Source organism: Blautia sp. AM42-2, from assembly GCF_003480245.1.
GTDB lineage: Bacteria > Bacillota > Clostridia > Lachnospirales > Lachnospiraceae > Fusicatenibacter > Fusicatenibacter saccharivorans.
In genome coordinates this window covers 1-24,978 of sequence record NZ_QUIM01000019.1, presented here as the reverse complement: position 1 = coordinate 24,978, position 24,978 = coordinate 1, and the positions used below count along the sequence as shown (strand labels likewise).

Annotated in this window: 22 protein-coding genes and 1 pseudogene; 11 read left to right on the top strand and 12 right to left on the bottom strand. The window is 45.7% G+C overall.

All coding sequences use genetic code 11. The annotated features are described in order from the left end of the window. Nucleotides 1–52 precede the first annotated feature (52 nt). Genes DW915_RS14795 through DW915_RS14780 form a run of 4 tightly spaced genes read left to right on the top strand, consistent with a single transcriptional unit; the run spans nucleotide 53 to nucleotide 8,205 of the window. On the top strand, nucleotides 53–1,720 hold the full coding sequence (locus DW915_RS14795) for a glycoside hydrolase family 66 protein (RefSeq protein ID WP_055226154.1): 1,668 nt from the start codon (nucleotides 53–55) through the stop codon (nucleotides 1,718–1,720). A gap of 39 nt (nucleotides 1,721–1,759) precedes the next feature. Then, a complete protein-coding gene (locus DW915_RS14790; protein WP_118742389.1) occupies nucleotides 1,760–3,100 on the top strand; it encodes an alpha-galactosidase in 1,341 nt (446 codons plus the stop codon). Nucleotide 3,101: 1 nt separating this feature from the next. Further along, nucleotides 3,102–4,811 (top strand): glycoside hydrolase family 13 protein, encoded by a 1,710-nt coding sequence (locus DW915_RS14785; protein ID WP_118742388.1) that lies wholly within the window; start codon nucleotides 3,102–3,104, stop codon nucleotides 4,809–4,811. 25 nt (nucleotides 4,812–4,836) lie between these two features. Beyond that, nucleotides 4,837–8,205, top strand: coding sequence for a TIM-barrel domain-containing protein (locus DW915_RS14780; RefSeq protein WP_118742387.1), 3,369 nt, complete (start codon nucleotides 4,837–4,839; stop codon nucleotides 8,203–8,205). A gap of 225 nt (nucleotides 8,206–8,430) precedes the next feature. Here the strand turns inward: DW915_RS14780 and DW915_RS14775 are convergent, their stop codons facing one another. Continuing rightward, entirely contained in the window at nucleotides 8,431–9,888 is a 1,458-nt protein-coding gene (locus tag DW915_RS14775; RefSeq protein WP_118742386.1) for an alpha-L-fucosidase, read from the bottom strand. 504 nt (nucleotides 9,889–10,392) lie between these two features. Here DW915_RS14775 and DW915_RS14770 point away from each other — a divergent pair. The 3 genes from DW915_RS14770 to DW915_RS14760 all read left to right on the top strand — a co-directional run bounded on the left by DW915_RS14770 (nucleotide 10,393) and on the right by DW915_RS14760 (nucleotide 13,031). Continuing rightward, nucleotides 10,393–11,385 carry an energy-coupling factor ABC transporter permease gene (locus DW915_RS14770; RefSeq protein WP_118742385.1) on the top strand — a complete coding sequence of 331 codons (993 nt, stop codon included), beginning with the start codon at nucleotides 10,393–10,395 and terminating at the stop codon, nucleotides 11,383–11,385. A 23-nt stretch (nucleotides 11,386–11,408) separates the two neighbouring features. Further along, nucleotides 11,409–12,179 carry a cobalt ECF transporter T component CbiQ gene (cbiQ, locus tag DW915_RS14765; protein WP_118666631.1) on the top strand — a complete coding sequence of 257 codons (771 nt, stop codon included), beginning with the start codon at nucleotides 11,409–11,411 and terminating at the stop codon, nucleotides 12,177–12,179. A 111-nt stretch (nucleotides 12,180–12,290) separates the two neighbouring features. Continuing rightward, nucleotides 12,291–13,031 (top strand): energy-coupling factor ABC transporter ATP-binding protein, encoded by a 741-nt coding sequence (locus DW915_RS14760; RefSeq protein WP_118742384.1) that lies wholly within the window; start codon nucleotides 12,291–12,293, stop codon nucleotides 13,029–13,031. A gap of 210 nt (nucleotides 13,032–13,241) precedes the next feature. Here DW915_RS14760 and DW915_RS14755 read toward each other — a convergent pair whose 3' ends face one another. Continuing rightward, nucleotides 13,242–14,582, bottom strand: a complete 1,341-nt coding sequence (locus tag DW915_RS14755; protein WP_118742383.1) for an MATE family efflux transporter — start codon at nucleotides 14,580–14,582, stop codon at nucleotides 13,242–13,244. Between the two features lie 225 nt (nucleotides 14,583–14,807). Here DW915_RS14755 and DW915_RS14750 point away from each other — a divergent pair, with 225 nt between their 5' ends. The 3 genes from DW915_RS14750 to DW915_RS14740 all read left to right on the top strand — a co-directional run bounded on the left by DW915_RS14750 (nucleotide 14,808) and on the right by DW915_RS14740 (nucleotide 16,933). Continuing rightward, nucleotides 14,808–15,230: a MarR family winged helix-turn-helix transcriptional regulator gene (locus DW915_RS14750; RefSeq protein ID WP_055226165.1), complete on the top strand. Its 423-nt coding sequence runs from the start codon at nucleotides 14,808–14,810 to the stop codon at nucleotides 15,228–15,230. Nucleotides 15,231–15,370: 140 nt separating this feature from the next. After that, a complete protein-coding gene (locus DW915_RS14745; RefSeq protein ID WP_055226166.1) occupies nucleotides 15,371–16,132 on the top strand; it encodes a sulfite exporter TauE/SafE family protein in 762 nt (253 codons plus the stop codon). Nucleotides 16,133–16,261: 129 nt separating this feature from the next. Then, complete coding sequence (locus DW915_RS14740; protein ID WP_227093800.1) at nucleotides 16,262–16,933, top strand: hypothetical protein; 672 nt, start codon at nucleotides 16,262–16,264, stop codon at nucleotides 16,931–16,933. 146 nt (nucleotides 16,934–17,079) lie between these two features. Here the strand turns inward: DW915_RS14740 and DW915_RS14735 are convergent, their stop codons facing one another. The 3 genes from DW915_RS14735 to DW915_RS14725 all read right to left on the bottom strand — a co-directional run bounded on the left by DW915_RS14735 (nucleotide 17,080) and on the right by DW915_RS14725 (nucleotide 18,559). Next, a complete protein-coding gene (locus DW915_RS14735) occupies nucleotides 17,080–17,736 on the bottom strand; it encodes a DUF1648 domain-containing protein (protein WP_117804470.1) in 657 nt (218 codons plus the stop codon). After that, nucleotides 17,733–18,002, bottom strand: coding sequence for a metalloregulator ArsR/SmtB family transcription factor (locus tag DW915_RS14730; protein ID WP_055226169.1), 270 nt, complete (start codon nucleotides 18,000–18,002; stop codon nucleotides 17,733–17,735). The genes DW915_RS14735 and DW915_RS14730 overlap by 4 nt, the downstream gene beginning before the upstream one ends. Before the next feature lie 224 nt (nucleotides 18,003–18,226). Continuing rightward, nucleotides 18,227–18,559, bottom strand: a complete 333-nt coding sequence (locus DW915_RS14725; RefSeq protein ID WP_191901192.1) for a TnpV protein — start codon at nucleotides 18,557–18,559, stop codon at nucleotides 18,227–18,229. On the opposite strand from DW915_RS14725, the gene DW915_RS14720 reads away from it, so the two are divergent. Beyond that, nucleotides 18,559–19,176 (top strand): RNA-guided endonuclease TnpB family protein, encoded by a 618-nt coding sequence (locus DW915_RS14720; protein ID WP_329996167.1) that lies wholly within the window; start codon nucleotides 18,559–18,561, stop codon nucleotides 19,174–19,176. The two genes, DW915_RS14725 and DW915_RS14720, sit on opposite strands and share 1 nt — an antisense overlap. A gap of 215 nt (nucleotides 19,177–19,391) precedes the next feature. Here the strand turns inward: DW915_RS14720 and DW915_RS14715 are convergent, their stop codons facing one another. The 7 genes and pseudogenes from DW915_RS14715 to DW915_RS14685 all read right to left on the bottom strand — a co-directional run. Next, entirely contained in the window at nucleotides 19,392–20,138 is a 747-nt protein-coding gene (locus DW915_RS14715) for an SDR family NAD(P)-dependent oxidoreductase (RefSeq protein ID WP_055226173.1), read from the bottom strand. Between the two features lie 282 nt (nucleotides 20,139–20,420). Continuing rightward, the gene (locus DW915_RS14710; RefSeq protein WP_002594230.1) at nucleotides 20,421–22,046 is read right to left on the bottom strand and encodes a recombinase family protein; all 1,626 of its coding nucleotides are present in this window, start codon (nucleotides 22,044–22,046) and stop codon (nucleotides 20,421–20,423) included. A gap of 127 nt (nucleotides 22,047–22,173) precedes the next feature. Then, entirely contained in the window at nucleotides 22,174–22,368 is a 195-nt protein-coding gene (locus DW915_RS14705; protein WP_002594231.1) for a transposon-encoded TnpW family protein, read from the bottom strand. Next, nucleotides 22,365–23,219 carry an ATP-binding protein gene (locus DW915_RS14700; protein WP_002594232.1) on the bottom strand — a complete coding sequence of 285 codons (855 nt, stop codon included), beginning with the start codon at nucleotides 23,217–23,219 and terminating at the stop codon, nucleotides 22,365–22,367. Before DW915_RS14700 ends, DW915_RS14705 begins: the two co-directional genes overlap by 4 nt. Further along, on the bottom strand, nucleotides 23,216–23,956 hold the full coding sequence (locus tag DW915_RS14695) for a replication initiator protein A (RefSeq protein WP_002594233.1): 741 nt from the start codon (nucleotides 23,954–23,956) through the stop codon (nucleotides 23,216–23,218). Before DW915_RS14695 ends, DW915_RS14700 begins: the two co-directional genes overlap by 4 nt. Nucleotides 23,957–24,086: 130 nt before the next feature. Beyond that, entirely contained in the window at nucleotides 24,087–24,473 is a 387-nt protein-coding gene (locus DW915_RS14690; RefSeq protein WP_002594234.1) for a cysteine-rich VLP domain-containing protein, read from the bottom strand. After that, nucleotides 24,463–24,978: pseudogene (locus DW915_RS14685) on the bottom strand (relaxase/mobilization nuclease domain-containing protein); the annotation flags it as partial. The pseudogene DW915_RS14685 and the gene DW915_RS14690, both read right to left, overlap by 11 nt.

Genomic DNA, 24,978 nt, shown 5'->3' with positions numbered 1-24,978 from the left:
GGGGACTTTCTTAAAAACAAACGAAACATTTCATGGAAAGAGAGGGTGGAAGATGGAAAATACAGGGTTTTATGTAATACCTAATAAAACGCAGTATGAAATTGGGGAAAGAGTCTGGCTGGAAATAAAAAAAACAGGGCCGACGAAAGCAAATCACGTGAAAGTTTCGTTGTTTACGTATCAGGGAGAAAATCTGAAAATGGAATGTACCCTGGAACAAGGAGTGTATATTCCACTTGCGGAAAGCATTTCAGAAAAAACGGGTGGATATCTGGTAAAAATAGAATTCTTTCAAAAGACTGAAAAACTAGGGAGCTGTTACACGGCATTTGATGTTGTGAATTGCTGGACAGAAGCTCCAAGATATGGATTTCTTAGCAGTTTTTCTGAGGAAGATAAACAAAAAGAAGAGTATCAGGAATTTTTCAGGGAAATGCACTTGAATGTGATTCAGTTTTATGACTGGATGTACCGCCATGATGAGTTTTATCCGGAGAGTGATATTTATACAGATATCATGGGAAGAAAAGGTTCGATGACTGCTGTTGCGAAAAAAATCGAAGGAGTGCACGCTTGCGGTGCCAAGGCAATAGCATATGGCGCTGTTTACGGTGCAGAATCATTTCAGGAAGAACATCCGGAATGCAGCTATCGGTACGATAATGGAGAACCAATGATTTTCATTGACAAAATATGGTTGATGGATATTCACAGGGGAACGGCGTGGAGAAAACGGATTTTACAGGAATATGGAAAAGCGCTGGAAAAAGGTTTTGATGGCGTACATATGGATCAATACGGAGATCCGAAAGAGGCATTAATTCTGGAAAATGGAAAATATGTCATTCGAGATCTGGCAGATGATTTTGGTGATTTGATCAATGAAACAAAAGAAAAATACCCGGAAAAACAACTCATTTTTAATGCAGTAAATAACTGGCCGGTAGATTCGGTAAAAAAGAGTCGCGAAGATTGTATTTATATAGAGGTCTGGTCGCCGAATGATACTTATAGAGATCTATATCGTTTGATTGCGCATGCTCGGGAAACAAAAGATGAGAAGAGGGTGATTCTGGCAGCGTATTTGAATCCGTTTAAAACAGAACCAGAAAGAAATCTGAAGGGATCTACAGCGCAGCTTGCAATGGCAACAATTTTCGCTTCTGGCGGATACCATCTTCTATTGGGCGAGGAAGGAAGTGTTCTGACAGAGGCATATTATCCGGACAACTGCAGAATTGGGGAACATTCGTTCCGAAAAACATTGAAAAAATATTATGATTTTATTACCGCGTACGGCGGACTTTTATTTCCGGAAAGTTGGACGGATCTGACGATGCAGTATGCAGGAGGAATCAACTCAGAATTTATATTCGAAAATGTTGATTGGTCACCGTATCCGGAAGCAGGAAAGGTATGGATTCAAATTTATAAGAGAGGACGAGAATTTTCAATACGATGTGTGAATTTTACGGGAATTTCGGACATGAACTGGAATAGAACACATGAGGAATTCCCACAGCGTGTAGAAAAGATAAAAGTGAAGGCAAAACTTCCGGGAGAAAAGAAACAAATATACGTTGTGACACCGGACGGTGAAATTCAGGAGCCAGAAGAAGTGTATTATAAAGTAAAACTAGGGGATGATCAAAGACAGGAAATTATATTTGAATTGGACAAATTATTGGTGTTTTCTGTTATATATCTGCGTTTGGAATAGGATTCTGAGCGTAGGTAAAAAAAACAGGAGGGTTTTTACATGAGATTGAAATTAGATAAAAGAACAGGACCCCTTTACTGGTGTACCTATGAGAAACAGTTTACTGAAAATACTTTTATGCCAGAAGAACGGTTCAAAGAAAATATTGATTGGGTAGCAAAGGAATTTGTTCCATATGGATACGAGATGGTATGCACAGATGGATGGATCGAGGATTCTTTCTGCATCAATGAAAATGGATATCTAACTCGTCATCATGATTCATGGAAACATGATTGGAAATATTGGGCAGACTATCTGAATGAGAGAGGAATGGCTCTCGGCGTTTACTACAATCCGACCTGGATCAGCCCGGCAGCGGTAAAGAACAAAGAAATTTTGGTCAAAGGAACAAATATTCCGGTGCGGGAAATTACAGATTTGTCGTATGTTTATGATGGAGAAAATGAGAAAAAAATAACGGGGGATCGTTTTTCTTATCCAAATGGAGAAGATCGAGCATTGTATTGGGTGGATGTAGATCGTTCTGGAGCAAAAGAGTATGTGCAAGGATATGTAAAGTATTTTATTGACTGCCATGTAGCTTTTTTACGAATTGATTTTCTTTCCTGGTACGAAGATGGAATGGATAAAGGAAAGCAGATTGGCAGAAATCATGGATCAGCAAATTACCGAAAAGTTCTCGAATGGATCAAGGAAGCAGCAGGGGATCAGATAATGATCAGTCTTGTTATGCCGCATTTGAAAAACAATGGTGAGAATGAGTTTGGCATGGGACAGATGGCGCGTATTAACGAAGACTCCGGTACGGGAGGCTGGGATACTTTTAGTGATCGAAACAGAGGACTGCATTTTGATTATTGGTCTCAGTGCACGACAGCATTTGAAGGCCTGATTTACTGGTCAAAAATTTTTGCTGACCACAACATGATCATGGATGCGGATATGCTTCGCCTGAATACCTTTGCAAATGATGAGGAGTGCAAATCGGCTGTATCGCTGGAACTGATTGCGGGAGCGCCGCTGGATATCGCAGATCAGTATGATACGATCAAAGATCGGGCATGGATTTATCAGAATGAGGAACTTCTTGCGTTGAATAAAAAAGAAATTTTATCCTTCCCATTGTCAACGGATACCAAAAATCCGGACAGTACCATCTGGATTGGAAAAGAAGCAACAGGAGAGATCATTCTTTCCGTATTTAATAGAGATGCAGAAGAAAAAGAAGTAGAGATTGATTTTAAACAAGTGTTGTTGTGCAGAGCTGCCAGTGTCAGGGATCTTTGGATGCATGAAGATCTCGGAGAAATGAAGAGCTTTCATACCATACTTCCGCCACATGGATGCCGGGTACTGAAACTTTCGGAAAGGAGTTAGTATGAATCTGGCTGCTTTTTATCACAGTGGGATGTACCCGGAAATTTACGCACCGGATCGGTTTCATCTGAGATTTTCTTTCCGGGCCGCAAGTGGGGACATAGAAACGTGTACCTTGGTTTATTTTCATAAAAATCACAGAGACGAAACAACGAAAGAAGAAAGGATGTTAGAGCGGTATCATTTAGGACCATCGGTTGTCTATGTGGCAGTGGTTTCTTTTCAAAAGCCGGCGAGATATCTTCAGTATTATTTTCGAGTGACGGGAAAAGACGGGGATACGCGCTGGTATAATGCGTGGGGCACAGTCGAAAAATGTCCGGATTCTGGTTTTTTCGAATATGCATATGCCAATAAGTGTTTTGTGGAGTATATGCCACCCAAATGGAGTCAGGGAACGATTTACTATCAGATATTTCCAGAGCGTTTCCGCAAAGAAAATCCGTTTTATGCGCCGGAGAACTGTGTGGCGTGGGGAAGTAAACCGACAGCTTCCAACTTTATGGGTGGAAATTTGAATGGAATCCGAAAATCGCTTAGCTATCTGGCAGAGCTTGGAGTGGAATGTATTTATTTGAACCCAGTGTTTGCGTCTCCCTCAAACCATAAATATGACACGACGGACTATTATAAAGTAGATCCTCATTTTGGAAGCAATGAGGATTTGCGAATTTTGGTCAAAGAAGCACATGAAAAACATATAAGGGTTATTTTAGACGCTGTGTTTAATCATACTGGAACAGAATTTTTTGCATTTGCTGATCTTTTAAAAAATCAGGAAAAATCAGAGTATCAGAGTTGGTATCATATTACTTGTTTTCCAGTAAGGGAAGAGGCGGACTGTTATGAATGTTTTTTTGGATTTGCTGGCATGCCAAAACTGAATACAGGAAACGAGAAGGTACAGGAGTATCTTTTGAATGTACTGGAATACTGGGTACGGGAAGTACAAGTGGATGGATATCGCTTTGATGTGATTGATGAAATTGATGAGAATTTTGTTCTCAAAATCAGAGACCGACTCAAACGTCTGAACCCGGAACTTGTTCTGATTGGTGAGACATGGGCAGAGGGAAAACGATTGCTGAATGGATGTGAAATGGACAGTATTATGAATTATTCTTTCCGCCAGGCAATGCTGGACTTTTTTGCAGAACGGAGTATTAACGCCGAAACATTTGGCCATCGGTTGGAAACTGCATTGTCGCGACATCCTGATGAAACTAATATGGCTATGTTTAATGCATTGGACACACATGATACCAAGCGTTTTATCAACAGTTGTAGTCATCGGTTAGATTCCTTTAAACTTGGTGTTGTTGTGCAGATGATGTTTCCGGGTTCGCCGTCCATTTATTATGGGGACGAAGCAGGAATTGACGGAGAAAATGATCCGGACTGTCGAAAGTGTATGACGTGGCAAGAAAATCCGGGAGAAAAAGAGAGTTTCCGTTTTTATCAGAGACTGATTCAGTTTCGAAAAAAACATTCTGCCATACGAAACGGTTCGTTTACAACAGTTTTGGCAGATGGACGCGTATATGGTTTTGCGCGTGAAAATGAAACGGAGATAATAGAAATTTTTGTAAATGACAGTGATGACACAGTAGAGATTACAGTCGAAAACGCTAGATCAATTTTGATTTCAAAGGGAAATTTTTACATTGTGTGCAGAAAAAATGGAGAAATAATAGAAGAAATCTGCAGTTGAAAAAACTGCGGGAAAGGAGTTCTTTATGGGAAAACTGAAATTTGGGGTTTCATCAATTATTCTGGGAAAAGAACAGAAAACGGAGAATCTGAAATATGATTCTGTGGAGTGGGGAGAAGCGACTACGATACGGGATTTTTTCCGCGCGGGAGGAAATCCGTCTCCAGTTACACCAACAAGATGTAAACTTCTGTATACAGCAGAAAAGCTGTTTGTTTTGTTTGAAAACATGGAAGAAAAAAATCATCATATCTTGAAAGAAGAAAATACCGTTACAGAGCTAACAGTAAAACGAAAAGATCAAGTAGAAGTTGCACTTTCAGGAAGAGAGTTTTCAAGAAGGGATTTTGCAGTTTTCACAGCAAAACGGGATGGCAGTAGCAGTGCTTTTGTAGAAAAAGGAATGACATATCTTAGTGGAGATCAGGCATATCTGGGAGAGGGAAAAGACCAGGGAGAAAAAACGGCAATTTCGAAAGAGCAGTATTCTGTAACAATAGATATTCTGCAGGACAGATGGTACGCTTTATTTGCAATACCGTGGATGCTTTTTGGTGGAAAGCCGGAGAAAGAGGAGGCTTTTGATCTTCAAGTCTATCGAAAAAAACATCAGTCAAGTGAAATTCTCTGCCCAACACCATTAGATCTGAATGTGAATTATTCGGATCGATTTGAATACGATCCAGAGACTTTTCTTGAGGTATCTTTTGGAGAAAAGGGGGAAACAAAAACGGAGAACGGCATTGTATTTGTCATGCCGTCCGGAATTTGCCACTGGCAGAGACCAGGAGTGTTGGAAAAAACTAGTACGGAAGAACGAAAGGAAATTTATCAGCTACAAAAGAGTGCAGAACCAACAACGAGAGAAAATCTGATAGATAGAATCCGAATTGCACAGCGCTGGCAGGACAGTCTGACATTGGAAGGTTTTGACTTTTTCTTTAACCAGGAAGTTGCAAATCCATGGAAGCCGATGGATCCATGGGTAGAAAAGCGTTTAGTGAATGAGCGGTTAAGAGAAAACCGATGGGAGGAAGCAGCTGCTGAGCTGGATCGTTATCTCACGTTTTTAAGAACTTGCAGTGCATGGTGGTATGCGGATCACAGCTTTGGAAACCAGGATTTGGAAAAATGGACATCATGTAGTGAAATTAGACATGTTCTGGAAACGAAAGATCATGTAACGATTTGTGTTGAATCAAAAGAGAGAACATGGGAGCTCATGATTTATCCTGTAGTCGGTGGTTTTCGAATGGTCGCTGGAAAGAAAGGCTTCTTTGATGGAAAGCCGGAAGCATTTTCTATGGAAGAATCCGAGCATGCATATATAATCAGAAGTAAAGAGCATGAGATGATACTCCAGAAAGAAACACTGGAAATTTCTATTGATAGAAAAGCAATCACAAATCTGAAAAATATTTCGTTTATATTTGAAAAGGAAAGTGTTTCGGCTTCGCGAATTCAATTTTCAATTCATGAAAACAGCGCCATTTATGGATTTGGAGAGCGTTTTGACAGCGTGAATCAGTATGGAAAAACCGTTGCGCTGTGGCAGAGAGATGCTTGTGAGGGATGTCTTGCATCCATTGGAAATCAGGCGTATAAAAATATTCCGTTGGTACATACAAGTGACGGTTTCAGCTTTTTTGCAAATACTTCGTATCGGATGCGGATGGATGTGGGAGATGCTGTGCAAGACTATCTTTCGGTGGAAGCACTTGGAGATGTTTTTGATTTTTATATTTGGAGCGGAACACCACGTGAGGCGATGACTGCTTACGGAACGCTCACAGGGCTTCCGATTTTCCCACCGGAATGGGTATTTGAACCATGGGCTGGCGGTGGCGGCGGAAGATGGAGAAACGGTCCGTTACAGGATATTGCGCTGGAGCAGATGGCGGCAATGAAAAAATTCCATGAACTCGATATTCCGCATTCCGGCTTTTATGCAGAAGGAGCAGGAGCTACCTTTTATGGAGAATATAAAAAAGAGGAATTATACAAAGTTGTATCGTTTGGAGAACGTCATGGATTCAAGGTGTTTTCCTGGCAGTTCCCTAATATGACGCAGGAATTGGCGCAGGAATTGTTGCCGGAATGCCCGAAGGAGGAGCTTCCGATTACGAGAAATAAAAATGATGAGGAAGAAAAACTTCCGGTGTATATCGATTTCTCCCATCCGCGTGCGAAAGAGCTTCTGGCAGCACAGTGGAAGGATCGTATGGATGCAGGTATTCGTGGAAGTATGGTTGACTTTGGAGATGTTGTACCGGACGAGGCAGTTTTTTATGATGGAAGACGCGGCGATGAGATGCATAACGCGTATGCCTATCAGTATGCGAAAAATTATAGAGAGTTATTTGAACAAAAATATGGAGATGACCATGTTCTTTATACAAGAGGCGCTGCACCCGGATCTCAACACTTTGCGTGTCAGTTCGGCGGGGATCAGCTGACCAGTTTCCAGGGACTGAAATATGCGATTGCAGGAGGCCTTTCTGCAGCTGCTTCTGGACTTCCATTCTGGGGTGTTGATGCGGGAGGTTATGATGGATTCCCAGATCAGGAAACATATCTCCGGTGGACAGAGTATGCTGCATTTTGTCCATTGATGCGTTTCCATGGAACGGAGCCGAGAGAGCCGTGGGAATACGATGCTTTTACAGTGAAAGTTTATCGTTATTATACGTGGCTGCGGGAAAATCTTCGTCCATATATTGTAAGTGTAGCAGCAGAAGCTCACAAACTGGGAATACCGATGATGCGTCCGCTTGCGATGATGTATCCAGAAGATCAGGAAGCAACAAAGGTGTGGGACGAATATCTTTTCGGAGAAGATCTTCTGGTTGCGCCGGTTTCTGATGAAACAGAAGAGCGGGAAATCTATTTTCCTGAGGGACGGTGGATTAGTCTGTGGAATTTAAATGATGAAATTTCCGGTCCGGTGCAGAGGAGCGTTGAGGTGCCAATTGATAAAATACCGGTGTACATTCGAGAAGGAAGTTTTCTTCCACTTCGACTGAATGAAAGTCTGAAACTTGGAGAAAGTATGAGCGAATCGGAAACCGAAATGATTTTGGCCGTGGTGCCGCAGAATGACAGTATCGTAAAAGAAACATTGTATGAGAGATCCGGTGCCAAAACATGTTGTGGCATGGAAAAAAATGGCGAAACTATACAGCTCCAAATTTCAGGAAGAACAGCAGAGCTTTATGTAATGCTGGCGGGAATTCATTGGAAAAGTACAGAAGCTATCGTAAACGGAAGAACATTAACAAAAGTGACTGCGAGAGAAGGTCTGTATTTCACGGAAGGTTATCTGGAGTTGGAAGAGGGTATCTTGGTGAAGATTAATCCATCTGCCGAATCTGTGATAAAAATACAAAAAAAATAAGATAAACATTAAGGAAAATCTGATAAACAGTAGAATGAGAACAGAACATATAAGTCGCGATTTGAAATCGCCCCCCTTTTGTTTGGGATACATCGATCTTGGCGTAAAAAAATGTGCGTTGTCATCGTTTGACTGTAAAAAGTAACAGGTTTTTCCAAGGTATCTTAATAATTATGAAAAGGGCTGAACAGTCACACTGTACAGCCCTTTTCGATTGTAAAAAATTTACCGCTCTTTCTTCATCTCAAACACCAACGCAATCGGTGCGGAGCCCCGTCTGTATCCTGCCGGGACAGTTATGCAAAGGCCGCCTTCAACTTCTTTAAACGCAACAGTTTCTCCATTTTCCACCATACAGATCTCTGAAATTTTCGCCTCGGTATACGGTACGAAAATTTCCGCCTCTACCGATTCCTGTACCGTCGGATACAGTCGGAACACATAGACGGAATCTCCTTTCTGTGTGAACGAAAGGGTTCCGCTCTGGTACGGCGCGCAGACGCGGGTTCCGTAGATGGCATCGCCGAAGGTTTTCATCCACTGGCCAAAACCGTTCAGGCTGTCCCAGGCATCGACCGGGATGCGGCCGTCCGGCTGTGGGCTGACGTTCAGTGCCATGTTGCCGCCTTTGGCAACGATGTTGACAAGCAGGCCGACAAGCTCACGCGGAGATTTATAATGGTCGCCGTATTCGTATGTAAAGTCAACGCCGAGGGTAAGACAGCTTTCCCACGGAACGTTCAGCGGTTCTTCCGGAATGCAGAGCTCCGGTGTCACGTAGTTTTCGTAAGCACCGCCGATTGTACGGTCAACGGAGAGAATCCACGGCTGAATCTTACGTGCTTCCTCAACGATCTTTCCAAGCTCAATATCCTGGCCGTTGCTCTCAGAGACCCAGCCCGCGTCGAACCAGAGAATATCCAGCTTACCGTAATTCTCGCAGAGCTCCAGAACCTGATTTTTCGTATATTCTTTAAAACGATTCCACACTTCCGGATATTCCTTTGGATCGTAGGAAGGTCCGCGGGATGTCAGACCATCTTTTCTCAGATCTTCTTTCCAGTAGTCCGGGCAGTGCCAGTCGGCTTTGGAAAAATAAGCACCGATACCGATACCTTTTGCGCGAAATGCATCAAACATGGATTTTACAATATCCGCATTTTTATGTTCATGGAACGGGCAGTCCTCTGCAGTTGTTTTATAATCTGTATATTTGGTATCCCAGAGGCAGAATCCGTCGTGATGCTTTGTGGTCAGAAGAAGATAACGGAATCCGCAGTCCTCTGCCATCTGCGCCCATTCCTCCGGCTGAAAGCGGACCGGATTAAACGAACGATTTAGGCTGAAATACTGTTTTTTGAAGGTTTCGCCGTCCGTCCAGTTTACCTGGTGGCGGGACCAGTCGGAATCCTTGTCGCTTAATGCCCAGGAAGCAACCATGCCGGGCTGGCAGTACAATCCAAAATGCATCATCAGCGCAAGCTTCTGGTCCCGGAACCATTCGAGCTGCTGCAGAACAGCCGGATCGGTCGGACGCACATACATTTCAGCGGCGCTGTAGTTGTGGACACCCTGGGAAACAATTTCCTGTTCTGGATCAGCAGGCGCTTCGTTGCCTGGGATATCGATAATCGGTTCCGTTGTTCTGTTTTGATCTTCTTGTTCTAAGTTCTCTGTGCTCATAAGAGAGTCTCCTTCTCATCAAGATAAAATTCACACCAATACTCGAAAATACAGCCAGAACCCGTAAAGAACCGGTTTTGGCACTACAATTAAGAAAGAATCCTGCTTTATGGGATTCTTTGGCTGCAGCGGGTTGAAAAAGCGACATAATTCCTCGCTTCCGCAGTGCGATCCTGCCCGGAGGGCTTTTTTCTATAGAAAAAACCGCGGCGACCCGATGACGTGCAGGCGGCCGCGGATCGGACAGGAATCCTGTCCTCGAGATAGTGTGTGTACGGACTCCCGACACCGGGGTATCCGTCTGTGTTGTCTATAGAATACCATATAAATGTTAAAAAGTCACCCTTTAATTTTAAACAAAATGTTCATAAAAAATCGGTAAAAGTGAACAAAAAGATCGCGGAAAAATCTGAAAAAATAACCCCCACGGGGGCTTGCAGGACGAATTTTAGCGTAGTAAAGTAAAAAAAGAAAAAAACAGAAAACGAAAAGGAGGAGAACATTATGCATATGGCTGATGCGCTGGTTGCGCCTGCAGTGGCTGCAACAATGTATGTCTGTTCCGGCGGAGCAGCTGGTTTTTCTGTAAAAAAAGTACGCCTGGAGAGCGACCCGAAAAAGATCCCAGTGATGGGAGTGATGGGTGCGTTTGTCTTTGCGGCGCAGATGATTAACTTTACAATTCCAGGCACAGGCTCGAGTGGTCATCTCTGCGGCGGTATGATGCTGACTGCGTTGCTCGGACCGTATGCCGCGTTTTTAACAATGATCGGTGTGCTGCTGATCCAGTGTCTGCTGTTTGCGGACGGCGGTCTTCTGGCGCTCGGGTGCAACATCTGGAATATGGCGTTTTATGGGTGCTTTCTCGGCTATTTCCTGTTCTGGCGTCCGATGATGAAAAAGGGAATGTCGCGCGGAAAGATTGTAGGTGCTTCCATCCTTGGGTGCGTGGTGACGCTGCAGCTTGGCGCTTTTAGTGTGGCACTGGAAACACTTGCATCCGGCATAACGGATCTGCCGTTTTCGGTATTTGTGGCAACAATGCAGCCGATTCATCTCGCGATTGGTCTTGTAGAAGGCCTGATTACAGCGGCCGTTCTGCTGTTCGTCTATGAAGCGCGTCCGGAGATGCTTTCGTGCAGCGAAGAAAGGGCAAAGAGCCGCTTTTCTTTCAAGAAGACAATTGCGATCTTAGGAATCGCAGCACTGGTGATCGGCGGAGCCGTTTCTCTTGCGGCATCCTCCAATCCGGATGGACTTGAGTGGTCTATGGAGCGTCTGACTGGTTCGACGGAACTGGAAAATGACGGAACCGGCGCACATGCAGCGGCGGAAGAAATTCAGGAAAAAACGGCACTTCTGCCGGACTATGGGTTTAAAAATTCCGATTCCACATTTGGAACCAGCTTTTCCGGAATTGCGGGATCCGCAGTCGTTCTTGTTGTCTGTGTCGGTGCATGCTATGCATTCCGCTTCTTTAAAAAGAAAAAGTCATAAGCTGCACGGAACAGGAGAAAGAAATGAATAAACTTGGCAATGCGCTATATGAAATCCATCATATGGATATGCTTGCGGCGAAGGACCAGTGGGTGAACAGGCTTCATCCACTGGTTAAACTTGTTTTAACGATTGTTTTTCTGACCGTAACCATGTCCTTTCAAAAATACGATCTGACCGGCCTGCTGCGCATGGGAATTTATCCGATTGTACTCTTTATCGTCGGCGAAATTTCATTCCGCGACAGTATCCGGCGGCTTCGGATTGTCCTGCCACTTGTCTGCTTTGTGGGGCTGTTTAATCCGATTTTTGACCGTCAGGTAATCGGGTATATTGGTACCGTTCCGCTGACAGCAGGGATGCTTTCCATGGTGACGCTGATGATCAAAGGCATTTACAGCGTACTGGCGGCATATCTTCTGATTGCGACAACATCCATCGAGAAAATCTGTTATGCACTGCGTCTGGTTCATATCCCTGCCATTCTGGTGACACAGGTGCTGCTGACGTACCGCTATGTCACGGTGCTTCTTGAAGAGGCAAACCGTATGACCCAGGCGTACAGTCTGCGCGCGCCGAATCAGAAGGGTGTTCATTTCAAGGTATGGGGAACACTGGCCGGCCAGCTGCTTCTGCGCAGCATGGACCGCGCAAATGAGGTGTATGAAAGCATGACTTTGCGTGGCTATCAGGGAGAATTTTACTATACAGCGAAGGAGCCGTGCAAAGCGAAGGACTGGCTGTATATGGGTGTGTGGCTTGTACTTTTTGCCGTACTGAAAGTAACGGGATGAAGCACTGCGTGGGAAGACATCTATTTGCAACAAGTCGGAAGAAGTAGAAAAGCAACCTGGTGCAGTTGCCTGCACGCGGGAAGAGAAAAGAATTGTCGGGAGATATCAAAAATGAGCCATATTCACATCAATTTTGAACATGTTAATTATTCTTACGAAAAATCAGTCCCGATTCTGCAGGACATCACGTTTACTGCACACGAAAATGACAGCATCGGACTGATCGGCGCGAACGGTGTTGGAAAATCGACGCTGCTGAGACTTCTGGTGGGACTGAATCTGGACTACGAAGGCAGCATCCGTGTGGAGGAAATGCCGGTTGTAAAAGAGATGCTTCCCAAAGTGCGCGAAAAAATCGGCTATGTCTTCCAGGATTCCGACAGTCAGCTTTTCATGTCGACGGTATTTGAGGATGTTGCATTTGCTCCGCGAAATTACGGGCTGCCGGAGGAAGAGGTGGAAAAACGTGTAAACCATGCACTGAAACAGATTCACATCGAGCATCTGCGGGACAAACAAATTTACAAAATGTCGGGCGGAGAAAAAAAGATGGCATCGATCGCGACGATTCTCGCTATGACACCGGATATTATCCTGATGGACGAGCCATCGATTGCACTCGATCCCAGAAACCGCAGATCACTGATCCACATTCTGAACGATTTTGAACATCTGAAAATCATCGCATCGCACGATCTCGACATGATTCTGGAAACGTGCAGTCGCGTGATTCTGATGTCCGGCGGGTGCATTGTCTGCGATGGAGATGCAAAAGAAATTTTGACGAACCAGGAACTTCTCGAGGAAAATGGACTGGAACTGCCGTTCTGCCTGCAGAAGCCGGTGTGGTAGAAAAGGCCGAAAAAAACAAAAGAAAACAACACCCGGGGATATCTGAAAACAAAAAATCAGATATTCCCGGGTGTTGTTTTTAAAAAGAATCCGAAGGTCGAATCGGGATTCGGATTTCTGTTACAAATTTTTCTGGATCGCTTGTCATTCCGTTGTCAATTAAGGTGATTTCCTGCGATCGTCTGTCATAAAGATATCTCCAAAGAAAATTTATACAGCAGTACGAATCGGTTTCTTCTTTAAGTACCGGAACACCAGCAGGCAGATGATAATAGAGGTCAGAGATCCACATGCCGTTGCAATGCCCATCGGGAACAGCGTGTCCGGGAACCAGATGGAAGTCAGATGCACACCGGGGATTCTAACAAGCAGAATGGCAATGATATTGTGCAGGAAGGAAAATTCCGACCGTCCGCAGGCACAGAAATAGCCGCTGAAGGTGAAGTGGACTCCAGCAAAAATGCAGTCCCAGATATAACCGCGGATATACTGACCGCCGAGGCGTGCAACCTCCGCATCTGTTGTGAAAAGACCGACCACAGGAACGGAAATAAACTGAATCGTAATAGCGACGATCAGTCCGAAAACGACAGCAATCAGTGCAGCACACCACATGGTCTGTTCGGCACGCTTCTGCTTTCCAGCACCGATGTTCTGCGCGCCGAGCGCCGAAACAGTGGAAAGCATGGAAGATGGAATCAGGAACAGGAAGCTGATGATTTTCTCTACAATACCGACTGCAGCCGCTGCTTCCAGACCGCGCCGGTTAGCGATGATGGTAATGATGATAAAGGCGATCTGAATAAAACCATCCTGCAGGGCGATCGGAACACCGATTTTAAGAATCTGTCCCATCACAGCTGTCTGAGGGGAGAGATCCGACCGGGTAAGACGGATGCCGGTATCACGTTTGCGGATCGCAATCAGTGCCAGAATGACGCTGAGTGTCTGGGAAAGCGTGGTTCCAAGCGCGGCACCGGATGGACCAAGATGCAGGGCGCCCATAAAGAGATAGTCGAGTGCGATATTGGCCGCACATGCGACTGCGATGAAGTACATCGGGCTTTTCGAATCACCAAGTCCACGGAAGATGGAACTGATGATATTATACGCGATGATGAATGGAATACCAATGAAACAGATCGTCAGATAAGCGACGGTGCCGGAAACGGCTTCGAATGGTGTGGACATCACAAGTACGATCGGCTTTACCAGAAGAAGCAGGATTACCATCAGCACGACGGAAACACCGAGAAATAAAGTGATGGTATTTCCTGTGCAGCGTGATGCCTGCTTTTTATCTTTTGCGCCGACGGCCTGCGCGATGCTGACAGTCGTTCCCATGGCAAGTCCCACGATGATAACGGTAATCATATGCATAACCTGACTGCCGATGGAAACGGCTGTTGTACCGGCCGCACCGTCAAACTGACCGATGATGAAAAGATCTGCCATGCCGTAGAGCGTCTGCAGAAAATACGATAAGAGATAAGGCAGCGAAAAATAGAAAATATTTTTCCAGATACTGCCGGTTGTTAAGTTTCGTTCCATGATAGGGAAACCTCCTGTTGTAGAATGTTACGATTATAGTAAACCCTACAATAATTATAGAGTCAAGAATATAATTTTCTGCACTTTATAAAAATACTTTAGATTTATAAGTTCGAACGTTTTCCGTGTACACTCCTTGACAAATGTTCAAAAAAGAACTATTATACAAAAAAGTTCAAAATAGAACAAATAAGAATATCAAGTTAAAAAAGAAGGTGAAAAAGTATGTTTGATGAACAATGGCAATTTGCAGTGGAGGTAGAACGAAAATACAACCAGTACCGAAAAAAGGTCATGGTGCGTTATGATCTGTCAGCTGCGGAAGTGGATGTTCTGCTGTTTCTTGCGAATAACAGCCAGTTTGATCTTGCAGTGGATATTGTGCGTGTGCGGAAAATGCAGAAATCGCATGTTTCACTGGCAGTGAACAAGCTGTGTGAAAAAGGATACATTCAAAAAGAAACAGATGCGGCGGATCGCAAGAAAGTGCATTTGAAGCTAGAAGAAAGTGCATCAGAAATTATCCGCTTTGGACAGGATTGCCAGAGAGCGTTTGGAGAATCGTTGTTTTCCGGAATTTCCAGAGAAGACAGGGAAGAATTTCTCAGATTATGCGAGCTGATTCGGAGGAACGTGACGGAAAAATAAAAACGCTGAAAGCCAGAGAGAAGAACATAATAGAAAAATAAGACAAAACAAAAACAGAAAGAGGAGGAAAACAGTCATCTGCCCCTAAATGGCAAAGTACAGGAAAAGTGCAACGGATCTAAGCGGATGACAGAAAAACTATGACAATAACACAACTTATCGTATGTATTGTGGCTGGTCTTGGCGCCGGCCTTGGCACGGGACTTGCGGGACTCTCCGCAGCGGCCGTTGTTTCACCGATGCTGATTACCTTTTTACACATGCCGGCTTATCAGGCGATTGGCATTGCGCTGGCATCGGATGTGCTGGCATCAGGAGTAAGTGCCTGGACTTATAAAAAGAATAAAAACATTGATATCCGCCACGGCGTGATTATGCTGATATCTGTTCTGATTTTTACACTGGTCGGCAGCTTCGTATCTTCGCTTGTGCCAAATGGAACCATGGGCGGATTTTCGAAAGTGATGACACTGTTTGTCGGACTGAAATTTATCATCCGTCCGATCATGACGACGAAAGAAGTACAGGCAAACAAATCAGAAAAACAGAAAATCCAGCAGTCGATTCTCTGCGGTGTTGTGATTGGATTTATCTGTGGATTTGTCGGAGCAGGCGGTGGCATGATGCTGCTTCTGGTGCTGACAAGCGTGCTCGGATATGAGCTGAAAACAGCAGTTGGAACGAGCGTCTTTATTATGACCTTTACAGCTCTGACCGGTGCAATCTCTCATTTTTATATCGGCGGCGCGCCGGACATTCCAATTCTGATTGCCTGTGTCATCAGTACCCTGGTCTTTGCACAGATTGGAGCGAAATGGGCCAACGGGGCAAATGTGAAAATGTTGAACCGCGTGACGGGAATTTTGCTTTGTGCGCTGGGAGTGGTGATGTTGTTTTTCTAACTACGTCAGAAAGTGTTTGATAAGAACAGCGTGTATCTCCCCACAAAAAAGATAGGTAAGAACAATCCCAAGGCTGCCGAAATCGAAGCAGATAACACCGCAAGGCAGGAATGGAACAGAACAGCGGATTTGGCTCTCATATCGGGCATTGAAGAAGCAAAGATACTGGAAATCAAGCAGACCGAAATCCACGACAAAGCCGGTCAGTCCATCCGTGAAAACGGTTGGCTTCCAAACCTGTTCCGAGGTATCGTAGGCAAGGCAAAGGAATTTCTGCAAGCCATCATCCGTGAAAAGGATATGCCACCCAAGCCAGTCCTCAATATGGATATGGACGAGTTCCGCACAATGCAGACCCTTATGCTAAAGGTACAGAAACAGGCGAAAGCAATCAAGAAGATACAGGAGGTCACACTCCCGAATCTGCGACAGCAGCTTGCGGAAACAACGGGTATTTTCAAGGGTAAGGAACGAAAAGCTCTGGAAAAACAGATACAGCAGATCGAAGCCGAACTTGATGAAAAACTGGATAAACTCCCCGATATTCTGACCGATGATGGTTATCCTGATGTACAGGCATTTATGAAAACTTACCGCAAAGCAGAGGCTATTGTGACACAGTATAACCAAGACCTTGCAGAATGGGAGCAGGCAGTTAAGAACGGACAGAAACCTGCCGAGAAACAGCACAGACCGCCCGAAAGACAAAGTGTGCGAAACAGGCTCAGACAGCTTCAGGAAGAGGGGAAACAGAACTCTCAGCCGAAGCAGAGAAAGAAATCCCAAGACAGGGACAGATAATCACGACATAGGAAACATCACCGCAGGGCGACCTGCCTTGCGGTCTTACATATATTTTGACAGTAGAACACCCTGCAAGATTTTTACATTTTGCAGGGTGTTTGATAAATACATATAAAAGTTTTCAATAAACACGTATTACTATATCAATATTTTTTGGATAATGTGTAGGTATAGTAGGTGTCAATAATCAAAAGAATTGCTACGATGCCCATTGTCCACCAGAAACAAGAAAAGCCTTTCGTTAAAAAGCATACTATGATTATAATAACCCCGCCTACAATAAATGAAATACCGCCAAAGCGTTGGCTTTTTTTCCACGTTGTTTCATTTTTCATACTCCATACTGTTCTCAGTCCTGCGATTGAGTTCATTCGTAGTTTTGGCATAATATTGCCTAATATAATCATTGCAACACCAAGCAGTCCAAATAAAAGTTGATTAATATCAAGTGCAATTGAAGAAAGATTTTCAATCGAATTGAAATCAGCATACAAGAAATAACCTGTCATAGCGTTAAAAAGTGTAAGAGATACAATTCCTGCCACAATACATACATTTTCGTTGTTACTCCCATTTTCTTCTTGTTTTGAAGAGAATTTAGCCATACCAAGCATAAAGTAGCCAAATAAAACTGTGATCACAGGGAAAATTAATGTTTCGTATTTACTGCCCCAACGTGTTACTTGATTATTAAAATCATAATGAGCTGGAATTCGCTCTGGTAAGAAATGTAAGGCAATCAAAACAACTATCAATGGCAAAAACATAAGACTATAAAAAATGATTTTTTTCTTTTTCATTGTTGACCTCCACGTAATTTACTTATCCACATAATTGTTTCATCAAGGATAGATAAATTTAATTCATAGTAAATAAAATTTTTATATCGAGTTTCGTAAATCAAGTCTGCCTTTTTTAGCTTTGATAAATGATAGGACAATGCCTGTGGTGTCATATCCAATGCGATAGCTAAATCGCCTGAGCTTATTTTTCCTTCCTGTAACTTTAGCAGAATTTTTCGACGAGTATCGTCTGCTAAAGCAGCTAACACTTCATTTATAGCCAATCTTCCACGCCCTAATCTATTTCAAATAATTTTTAAATAGATTATATCAGTTTAGCATTCGTTTTTCAATGGCTATTTCAAAATATTTTTAAATAGCAAAACAAGAAATACCGTCAATGGTCTTGATGAACAGTGCAAACACTGCCATTGACGGTATTTCTTTATTTTGCTTATGAGCAGACAAGGGCAGTAAGCCAAAAGCTGGCTTACCGCCCTAATTCTTACTATGCGTAGATAATCTCGTTGTAAATGATTTCTCTAACTCTGGACTGAATTTCATTCATTTTCTGCACCCACAACATAGCATTGTCGGCTTTCAGTTGTTCGGTAACATTTTCCTGCTCTGCAATTTGCTTTGTCAGCAGGAGCAAGCGTTCCTGTGCCTGTTTGTCAATGTCGGCAAGGTAAGAGTTCAATGTACCCTCAATAAGCATTGTAGTGTAAAGGAGGTGTTTATGTTCCTTTAGGTACTGCTTGTGGCGTTGTCCCCACAGTCCGATAGGCTGCGTTTCTTCTTCGGAAAGTATCAGACAAGGGATATAATAATCGTCCTGCAATTCATACCATTGACTTTGAACCGGAACCACGCCCCAATCAGGGTGGAACGATTGGGATTGATGTTGGAATCAAAACATTCTATTCTGACAGTAACGGAAATACCGTATCGAATCCAAAATATCTGGAACGCGCGATGCAAAAGCTTGTAAGAGAACAGCGCAGACTTTCCCGAAAACAGAAAGGTTCCCATAACCGCAATAGGCAGCGGATCCGAGTTGCCCGGGTACATGAGAAAGTAACGAATCAAAGGAATGATTTCCTGCAGAAGCAGTCAACGATGCTGGTGCGTGAAAACCAAACCATCTGCATCGAAGACCTGCATGTGAAGGGAATGATCCGGAATCATAAACTGGCAAAATCCATAGCCAGTGTTTCGTGGGCAAAGTTTTTTGAAATGCTGGAGTACAAAGCTGTCTGGTATGGCAATGAACTCCGCAGGGTGCCAACCATGTATCCAAGCAGCCAGACCTGCAGTGCATGCGGATATCAGAATCCGCTGGTGAAAAATCTGCGCATTCGTATCTGGGAGTGTCCAATCTGTCATGCAGTTCATAACCGGGATACGAATGCAGGCATCAATATTCTAAAGAAAGGACTGCAGATGCAGTCTGCATGAAGATAAAAAACTGTACCGCAGGGCATGCGGGAACAGGATAAATATAGCTTGTGGACACTGTGTAAGACATTGCAGTACCGTAAGGTATTTGCCAATGCAGTAGTGGAAGAAACAAGAATCCCCCTGCTTTAGCTGTGGGAAGTGTCAAAAAACTATAGATTTTACGCAGATAACCCCAAAATCAGAAAATGGTGTACAACTGGATGAAAAATAAATCAGGATCTCATCGCACCATCCACGGAAAGAATTTCTCCGGTTACATACGAAGCCATGTCGCTTGCCAGGAAGAGGAATGCGTTTGCAATGTCCTCTGCCTCACCAATTCTTCGAAGAGGAATGCGGTTGATGAGTGGATCAATCATTTCTTTTGGAAGTGCGGCAACCATATCGGTACGGGTGATGCCAGGTGCAACCGCGTTTACACGGATATGGAAAGGACCAAGTTCCCGTGCGAGGGACCAGGTCAGACCGTTGACCGCATATTTACTGGATGGATAGGCAACGCCGCCCGGCTGGCCGCAGATGCTGACCATTGAGCTGGTATTTAAAATACAGCCGCCGCCCTGTTCTTTCATAATAGCAACGGTTGGAAGGATGCCGTTCATCATGGCGTTGACATTTAGATCCATGACACTGGCAAAGCGCTCTGCGGTATACTTGTCAATTGGCGTACTGTCTGAGACACCGGCGTTGTTCACAAGAATATCGATTTTGCCGTATTTTTCTTTGACTTTGTTGATCTCATCTACCATGGCAGCTGCATCGGTCAGCTTTGGCCATGCACCGGAAACTTCCCAGTCCGGGTTTTCTTCTTTTAAAGATGCAACCGCTTTTGCAACGGTCTCTTCCCGGGATCCGAACAGGACGACTTTCGCGCCGTGCTGCAGAAATTTGTGCACAATGGCATAGCCGATTCCTCTGGTTCCGCCGGTAACAATTGCAACTTTATCTTTTAACATCATACCATTCACCCGATCCCGTTTTTTATATCAATGAAAACTGATTATGCAGGCTGTAGTTTTTATTTTTTTAACGATTCGGAGAAAAATGAATTTTGCATGAAAAATCATTTGACTTTGAATGACGATTCGTTTTGGAGAATACAAAAAACGGGATATTTCCTTTCTCTTAAATTTTGTTACAAATCCTTTCCTTTTGCTTATGTGTGATAAAGAAGTAATAGAAGTGTAAAAAATTTTGCCGTTCCTATCCGGCACATGAGGTATGTCGGATAGGTCGGGCGGTTAGGTGTCGGGCAGTTCTACCTTGCCGACAAAAGAATAATAGATTTCGATTTCCTGTCTGCGTAACTTGCCCCGGCGTTTCCCGTCAAGGGCAACGCTTTCATGGACAACGATTTTCTCCACAAACTCCCGCAGCAGAGTAGGGGTAAGTTCTTCAATGGTAGTGTGCCTGCGTACCACATTCATAAACTTTTCAGCGTTTGCGGTGGCTTCCTGCGCTTTGGAAAGTTCTTCCCGCAGTCTGGCGGCACGTTCTTTCAGTTCTTTCTGCTCGGCTTCATAGTCTGCCGACAGCTCTGTGAAACGCTCGTCCGATATGCGCCCGGTTACGCTGTCCTCATACAGCCGCTTGAAGATAGCAGATAACTCGGCTATGCGTTTCTCGGCGGCTTCCAGCTCCTTTTTCTTGGCGGCGTTCCTGCGTCTGTCCCCGTCCTCATTCTGCTCGATTAAAAGCTTCATAAACCGGGCTTCATGCTTTGCCGCATAGCTGGTAACTTTCCGCAGATTGGAGAGTACGCCAGCGGTCAAGAGGTCAGTGCGGATAAAGTGCGCTGTGCAGTCGGCGGTGCGTTTCTTGTAGCTTCCGCAGATATAACAGTCCTGCTTGCGCTTGTCCGTCTGGTATCGCTGCTGGTACATGACGCTGCCGCAGTCGGCACAAAAGAGTATGCCGGAGAACAAGCCCACTTCGTCATAACGGTTGGGGCGTTTGCGCTGCTTGCGTAACTCCTGCACCCGTTCCCACGTTTCCCGGTCAATGATAGGCTCATGGTGGTTCTCAAAAACCGCCTGCTTTTCCGGGGGATTTTCTATGCTGTGTTTCAGCTTGTAGGACGGCTTCTCGGTCTTAAAGTTTACCAGACAGCCCGTATATTCCCGGTTTTCCAGCAGATGAACCACGGTATTGGTCGCCCACTTGCACTCATAGCCGGGGTGGTAGCGGCGGGTGCTGCCCGTCCTGCGGTATTCCAGCGTCCCCGGCGTGGGGATTTGCTGCTCGGTCAGCATACGGGCTATCTTGGTCGGACCGTTCCCGGCAAGGCAAAGGCTGTAAATCTGCCGTACCACCGGGGCGGCTTCCTCGTCAATGATAAAGTTTTCGTCCTCGTCCATGAGGTAGCCATAGACGGGCTTGCTTGTGATGGGCTTTCCGCTCATGCCCTTAGAGCGTTTTACTGCCTTGATTTTCTTGCTCGTATCTCTCACCAGCCATTCGTTAAAAATGTTCCGCAGCGGGGCAAAATCATTTTCCCCCTGTGCGCTGTCCACTCCGTCATTGATAGCGATGAAGCGGACACCTTTCTGTGGGAAAATCATTTCTGTGTACATTCCCACCTGTAAGTAGTTTCGCCCTAACCTCGACATATCCTTGACGATAACTGTCCCGACTTTCCCTGCTTCAATGTCTGCAAGCATGGCTTGAAATCCGGGTCTTTGAAAGTTCGCACCGGAATAACCGTCGTCGGTGTACCAGCGCAGATTAGAAAATCCATTCTGTTTGGCATAGGTTTCCAAAATCCTCTTTTGGTTGGAAATGGAATTGCTCTCGCCTTGCAGCTCGTCCTCATGGGACAGTCTTGGGTAAAGGGCGGTAATGAGTTGCTGGGTGGTCTGTCTTAACATAAATTCCTCCGTTTCCGACAGCCAGCCCCACTATTCCGTACCTTGATTGTACCACATGGGGCGGCTGTCTGTATAGCGGCAAAAGCGTCAAATCTGCTTCTTTACGGTCGGTAAAAATGACGGTTTTTCAATCAGGCTTATCACAGGTCAAATATCCGGCGGCGGCTTCTGCTTCCAGCACTTTCATCATCTTGTCAGCGGCGGTGTCGGTCGCCCCCTCCTTGAAAAAGCCAGACACCACAAGGATTGTGTTGCCTATCCTCGTTTCGGTCACGCAGTCCGGGCGGCGGGCAGGGCGTTTGTTTCTCTGGGTGTCGGTCATAGGCAAATCTCCTTTCCGGCAAGCAGCCGTTTCAGCTGTTCCATTTTTCCCTGTGCGGCGGCTTTCCTCAAATTCTCCCCGGTAAAGCAGAGAGGGGAACACATTTCAAGCAGGCGGTCATAAATCCGGGCGTGGGCGGTGTCCTCCGGGTGCTGCAATTCCTCCAGCGTGAGGTTGGTCGTCACAATCAGCGGCTTCCTGCTCCGGTAGCGGCTGTCAATCACATTGTAGACCTGTTCCAGACCGTATTCTGTGCCACGCTCCATTCCAAAATCGTCAATGATGAGCAGGGGGAAGCTGCAAAGGCGGGAAATATATTCGTTCCTGCCCGCAAAGCTGGCGGCAAGGTCGTTTAATATTGCTGCAAAGTTTGTCATGCACACCGGGACTTCCTGCTCCATGAGGGCGTTTGCAATACACCCGGCAAAATAGCTTTTCCCAGTGCCTACCCTGCCCCACAAGAGCAGCCCGTAGTTCCCGTCCTTTATCTGTTCCCAGCGTGCCACATATCCGGCGGCGTTCTTCATCTGCGGGCAGCTGCCGTTATCGTTGGCAAATGTCCAGTCCTGCATGGTCTTGTCTGTAAAGCCCTGCCGTTTCAGCCGTTCCACCGTTTCAAGGTGGCTGCGCCGCTTCTCGGCGGCTTCCCGTTCCTTACGGGCTGCCCGCTGGCAGTCGCACTCTGACGGGTGGCGGTCACGCCCGAAAAAGGTCTTGCCCTCCGGGAAATAGGCTTCTTTGGGTTTCCGGCATTTGCCGCAGTATAAAAGCCCGTCCTCCCCGGTGTAATCCTCCGGCTCGGCTGTGGTGTCGGTCATAGGCAGTATGGTGTTGTGGATTGTATCGGTCATAGGCTTTCTCCCTCCTTGAATGAATAGTCCGGTATGCCTTTCTTTGGCTTCTCTTTGGCAGCGTCCTCCTGCGCCCACTTGTAAATGGTGGCTGCATGGCTCTGGTACTGCTTCCCGGTGGAAGCGATGTGGCAGGAAAGGCGGTCAAGGTAATACTCCCACTTGCCGGGGAAGTCCTGTTCCAGCTCCAAAAGTTCTGTGTCAGAAAGAAATACATTTTTATATCTGCCATAAGCGGCGGGGGGCTGCCCCTCACTCGCTCCTTTTGTTTGGCTCTCTATTAGGTTGTTTATATTAGTTTGGTTAGGGGACGGTTTTCCGACCGTCATAAGGTCAGTTTTCCGGCTGTCAGTTGGTCGGTTTCCCGCCCTTATGAGGGGCGGTTTTCCGTCCGTCAGTTGGTCGGAAAACTGTACCACTGGGATAGGCGGCACTTTCACATACAGACGGTTGGCGGCAGAAAAGCCCGTCCGTCTGCGTTCCAGCAGCCCGGCAGCGTCCAGTTCGTTCAGTGCGCCCTTTATGGTGGTGCAGCCTTTATCCAGCATTTCCGCTATCTCTGCTATGGGGTAGACAATGTATGTCCGTCCCTCGCTGTCCTGCCAGCCGTTCTTCTGCGAAAGGGTGGAACGGTCTAACAGCAGCGCATATAACTCTCTTGCGGTGTGGGATAGGTCTGTTTCCAGCAGGAAACGGGGGTAAGGCAGGTAAGCGGGCAGCTCCGTTCCTGCGGTCATATAATCAGCGATAGGGTTCACCTCCTTGTGGTGTCTGTCTGTGGGTTCTGTTACGCTTTTAGGGGGCGTTTTTAAGGGAAAAGGATAAATGTATCACGCACCCTTTGACACCCTCCAAAAAAGCCTTGATTTATGCGGGTTTGAAATGCCCTAAAGCGTGACATTTCTCCCTTTGTTTCCGCTTCCGTTTGGCGGCGTTTATCCGCTTCATGCGTCCGGCGCAGTCCGGGCAGTATTTCCCCCGGTTGGATTTTGGGAAGAAGAACGCCCCGCAGACAGCGCAGCGTTTCCGGCTTCCCCGGCGCAAGAGGGCGGCTTCCAGTGCTTCATCAAGGGGCAGGACAGCGGCGGTAAACCAGCGGCAGAGCAGCGAATAGCTGATACTCTGTACACACACGCAAGGCTCGCCGTCCTCCAACAGCAGGCAGTTCCCGCTGTCATAGTTGCAGCACTCATGCACAAGGCGGCGGGCTGCCCGGTACTGGCGGTAGTCCATGCGGGGGATATTACCGTTCATGGCTCTGCTCCTTTCTGCGCTGCGGCTCGCTCCGGCGTAAAATCTGGTCGATATTGCCCTTGACAGTCTGCAAGCGGCGGTACTCCTCCCGTTTTGCCCGGTAATCGTTGTAGCCGCTGTTTTTCTCTTTGATAAGGCTTTCAATCTCTGCTTGCAGGGATTTATAGCTCGGCAGCTTGGAAATGCCGTTCTCCCTGAAATAGCGGGCGGCTGCGTCTGCTATGATAAAGTCACTTTCATGCTTCTGACGGTAGGCTGCTTTTGCTTTGGCGTTTTTCTGCTGTTTCAGCCCGTCCCGGACAGGGCGGGTCTTGGAATAGGCAAGCACCTGCCGTTGCAGCTCCTTTTTCCCGTTCAGCGTCTTTTCCACCTGCTTCAACCACGCAAGGCTTTCCTGCATGGCGGCATAGGCGGCAGAACAGGCTTCGTCCAGTTCCTCCGGGGAGGAAAAGCCGTACTGCTGATAGGCGGTAACGGTAGCTGCCATTTGCTTTAGGTTGTGCTT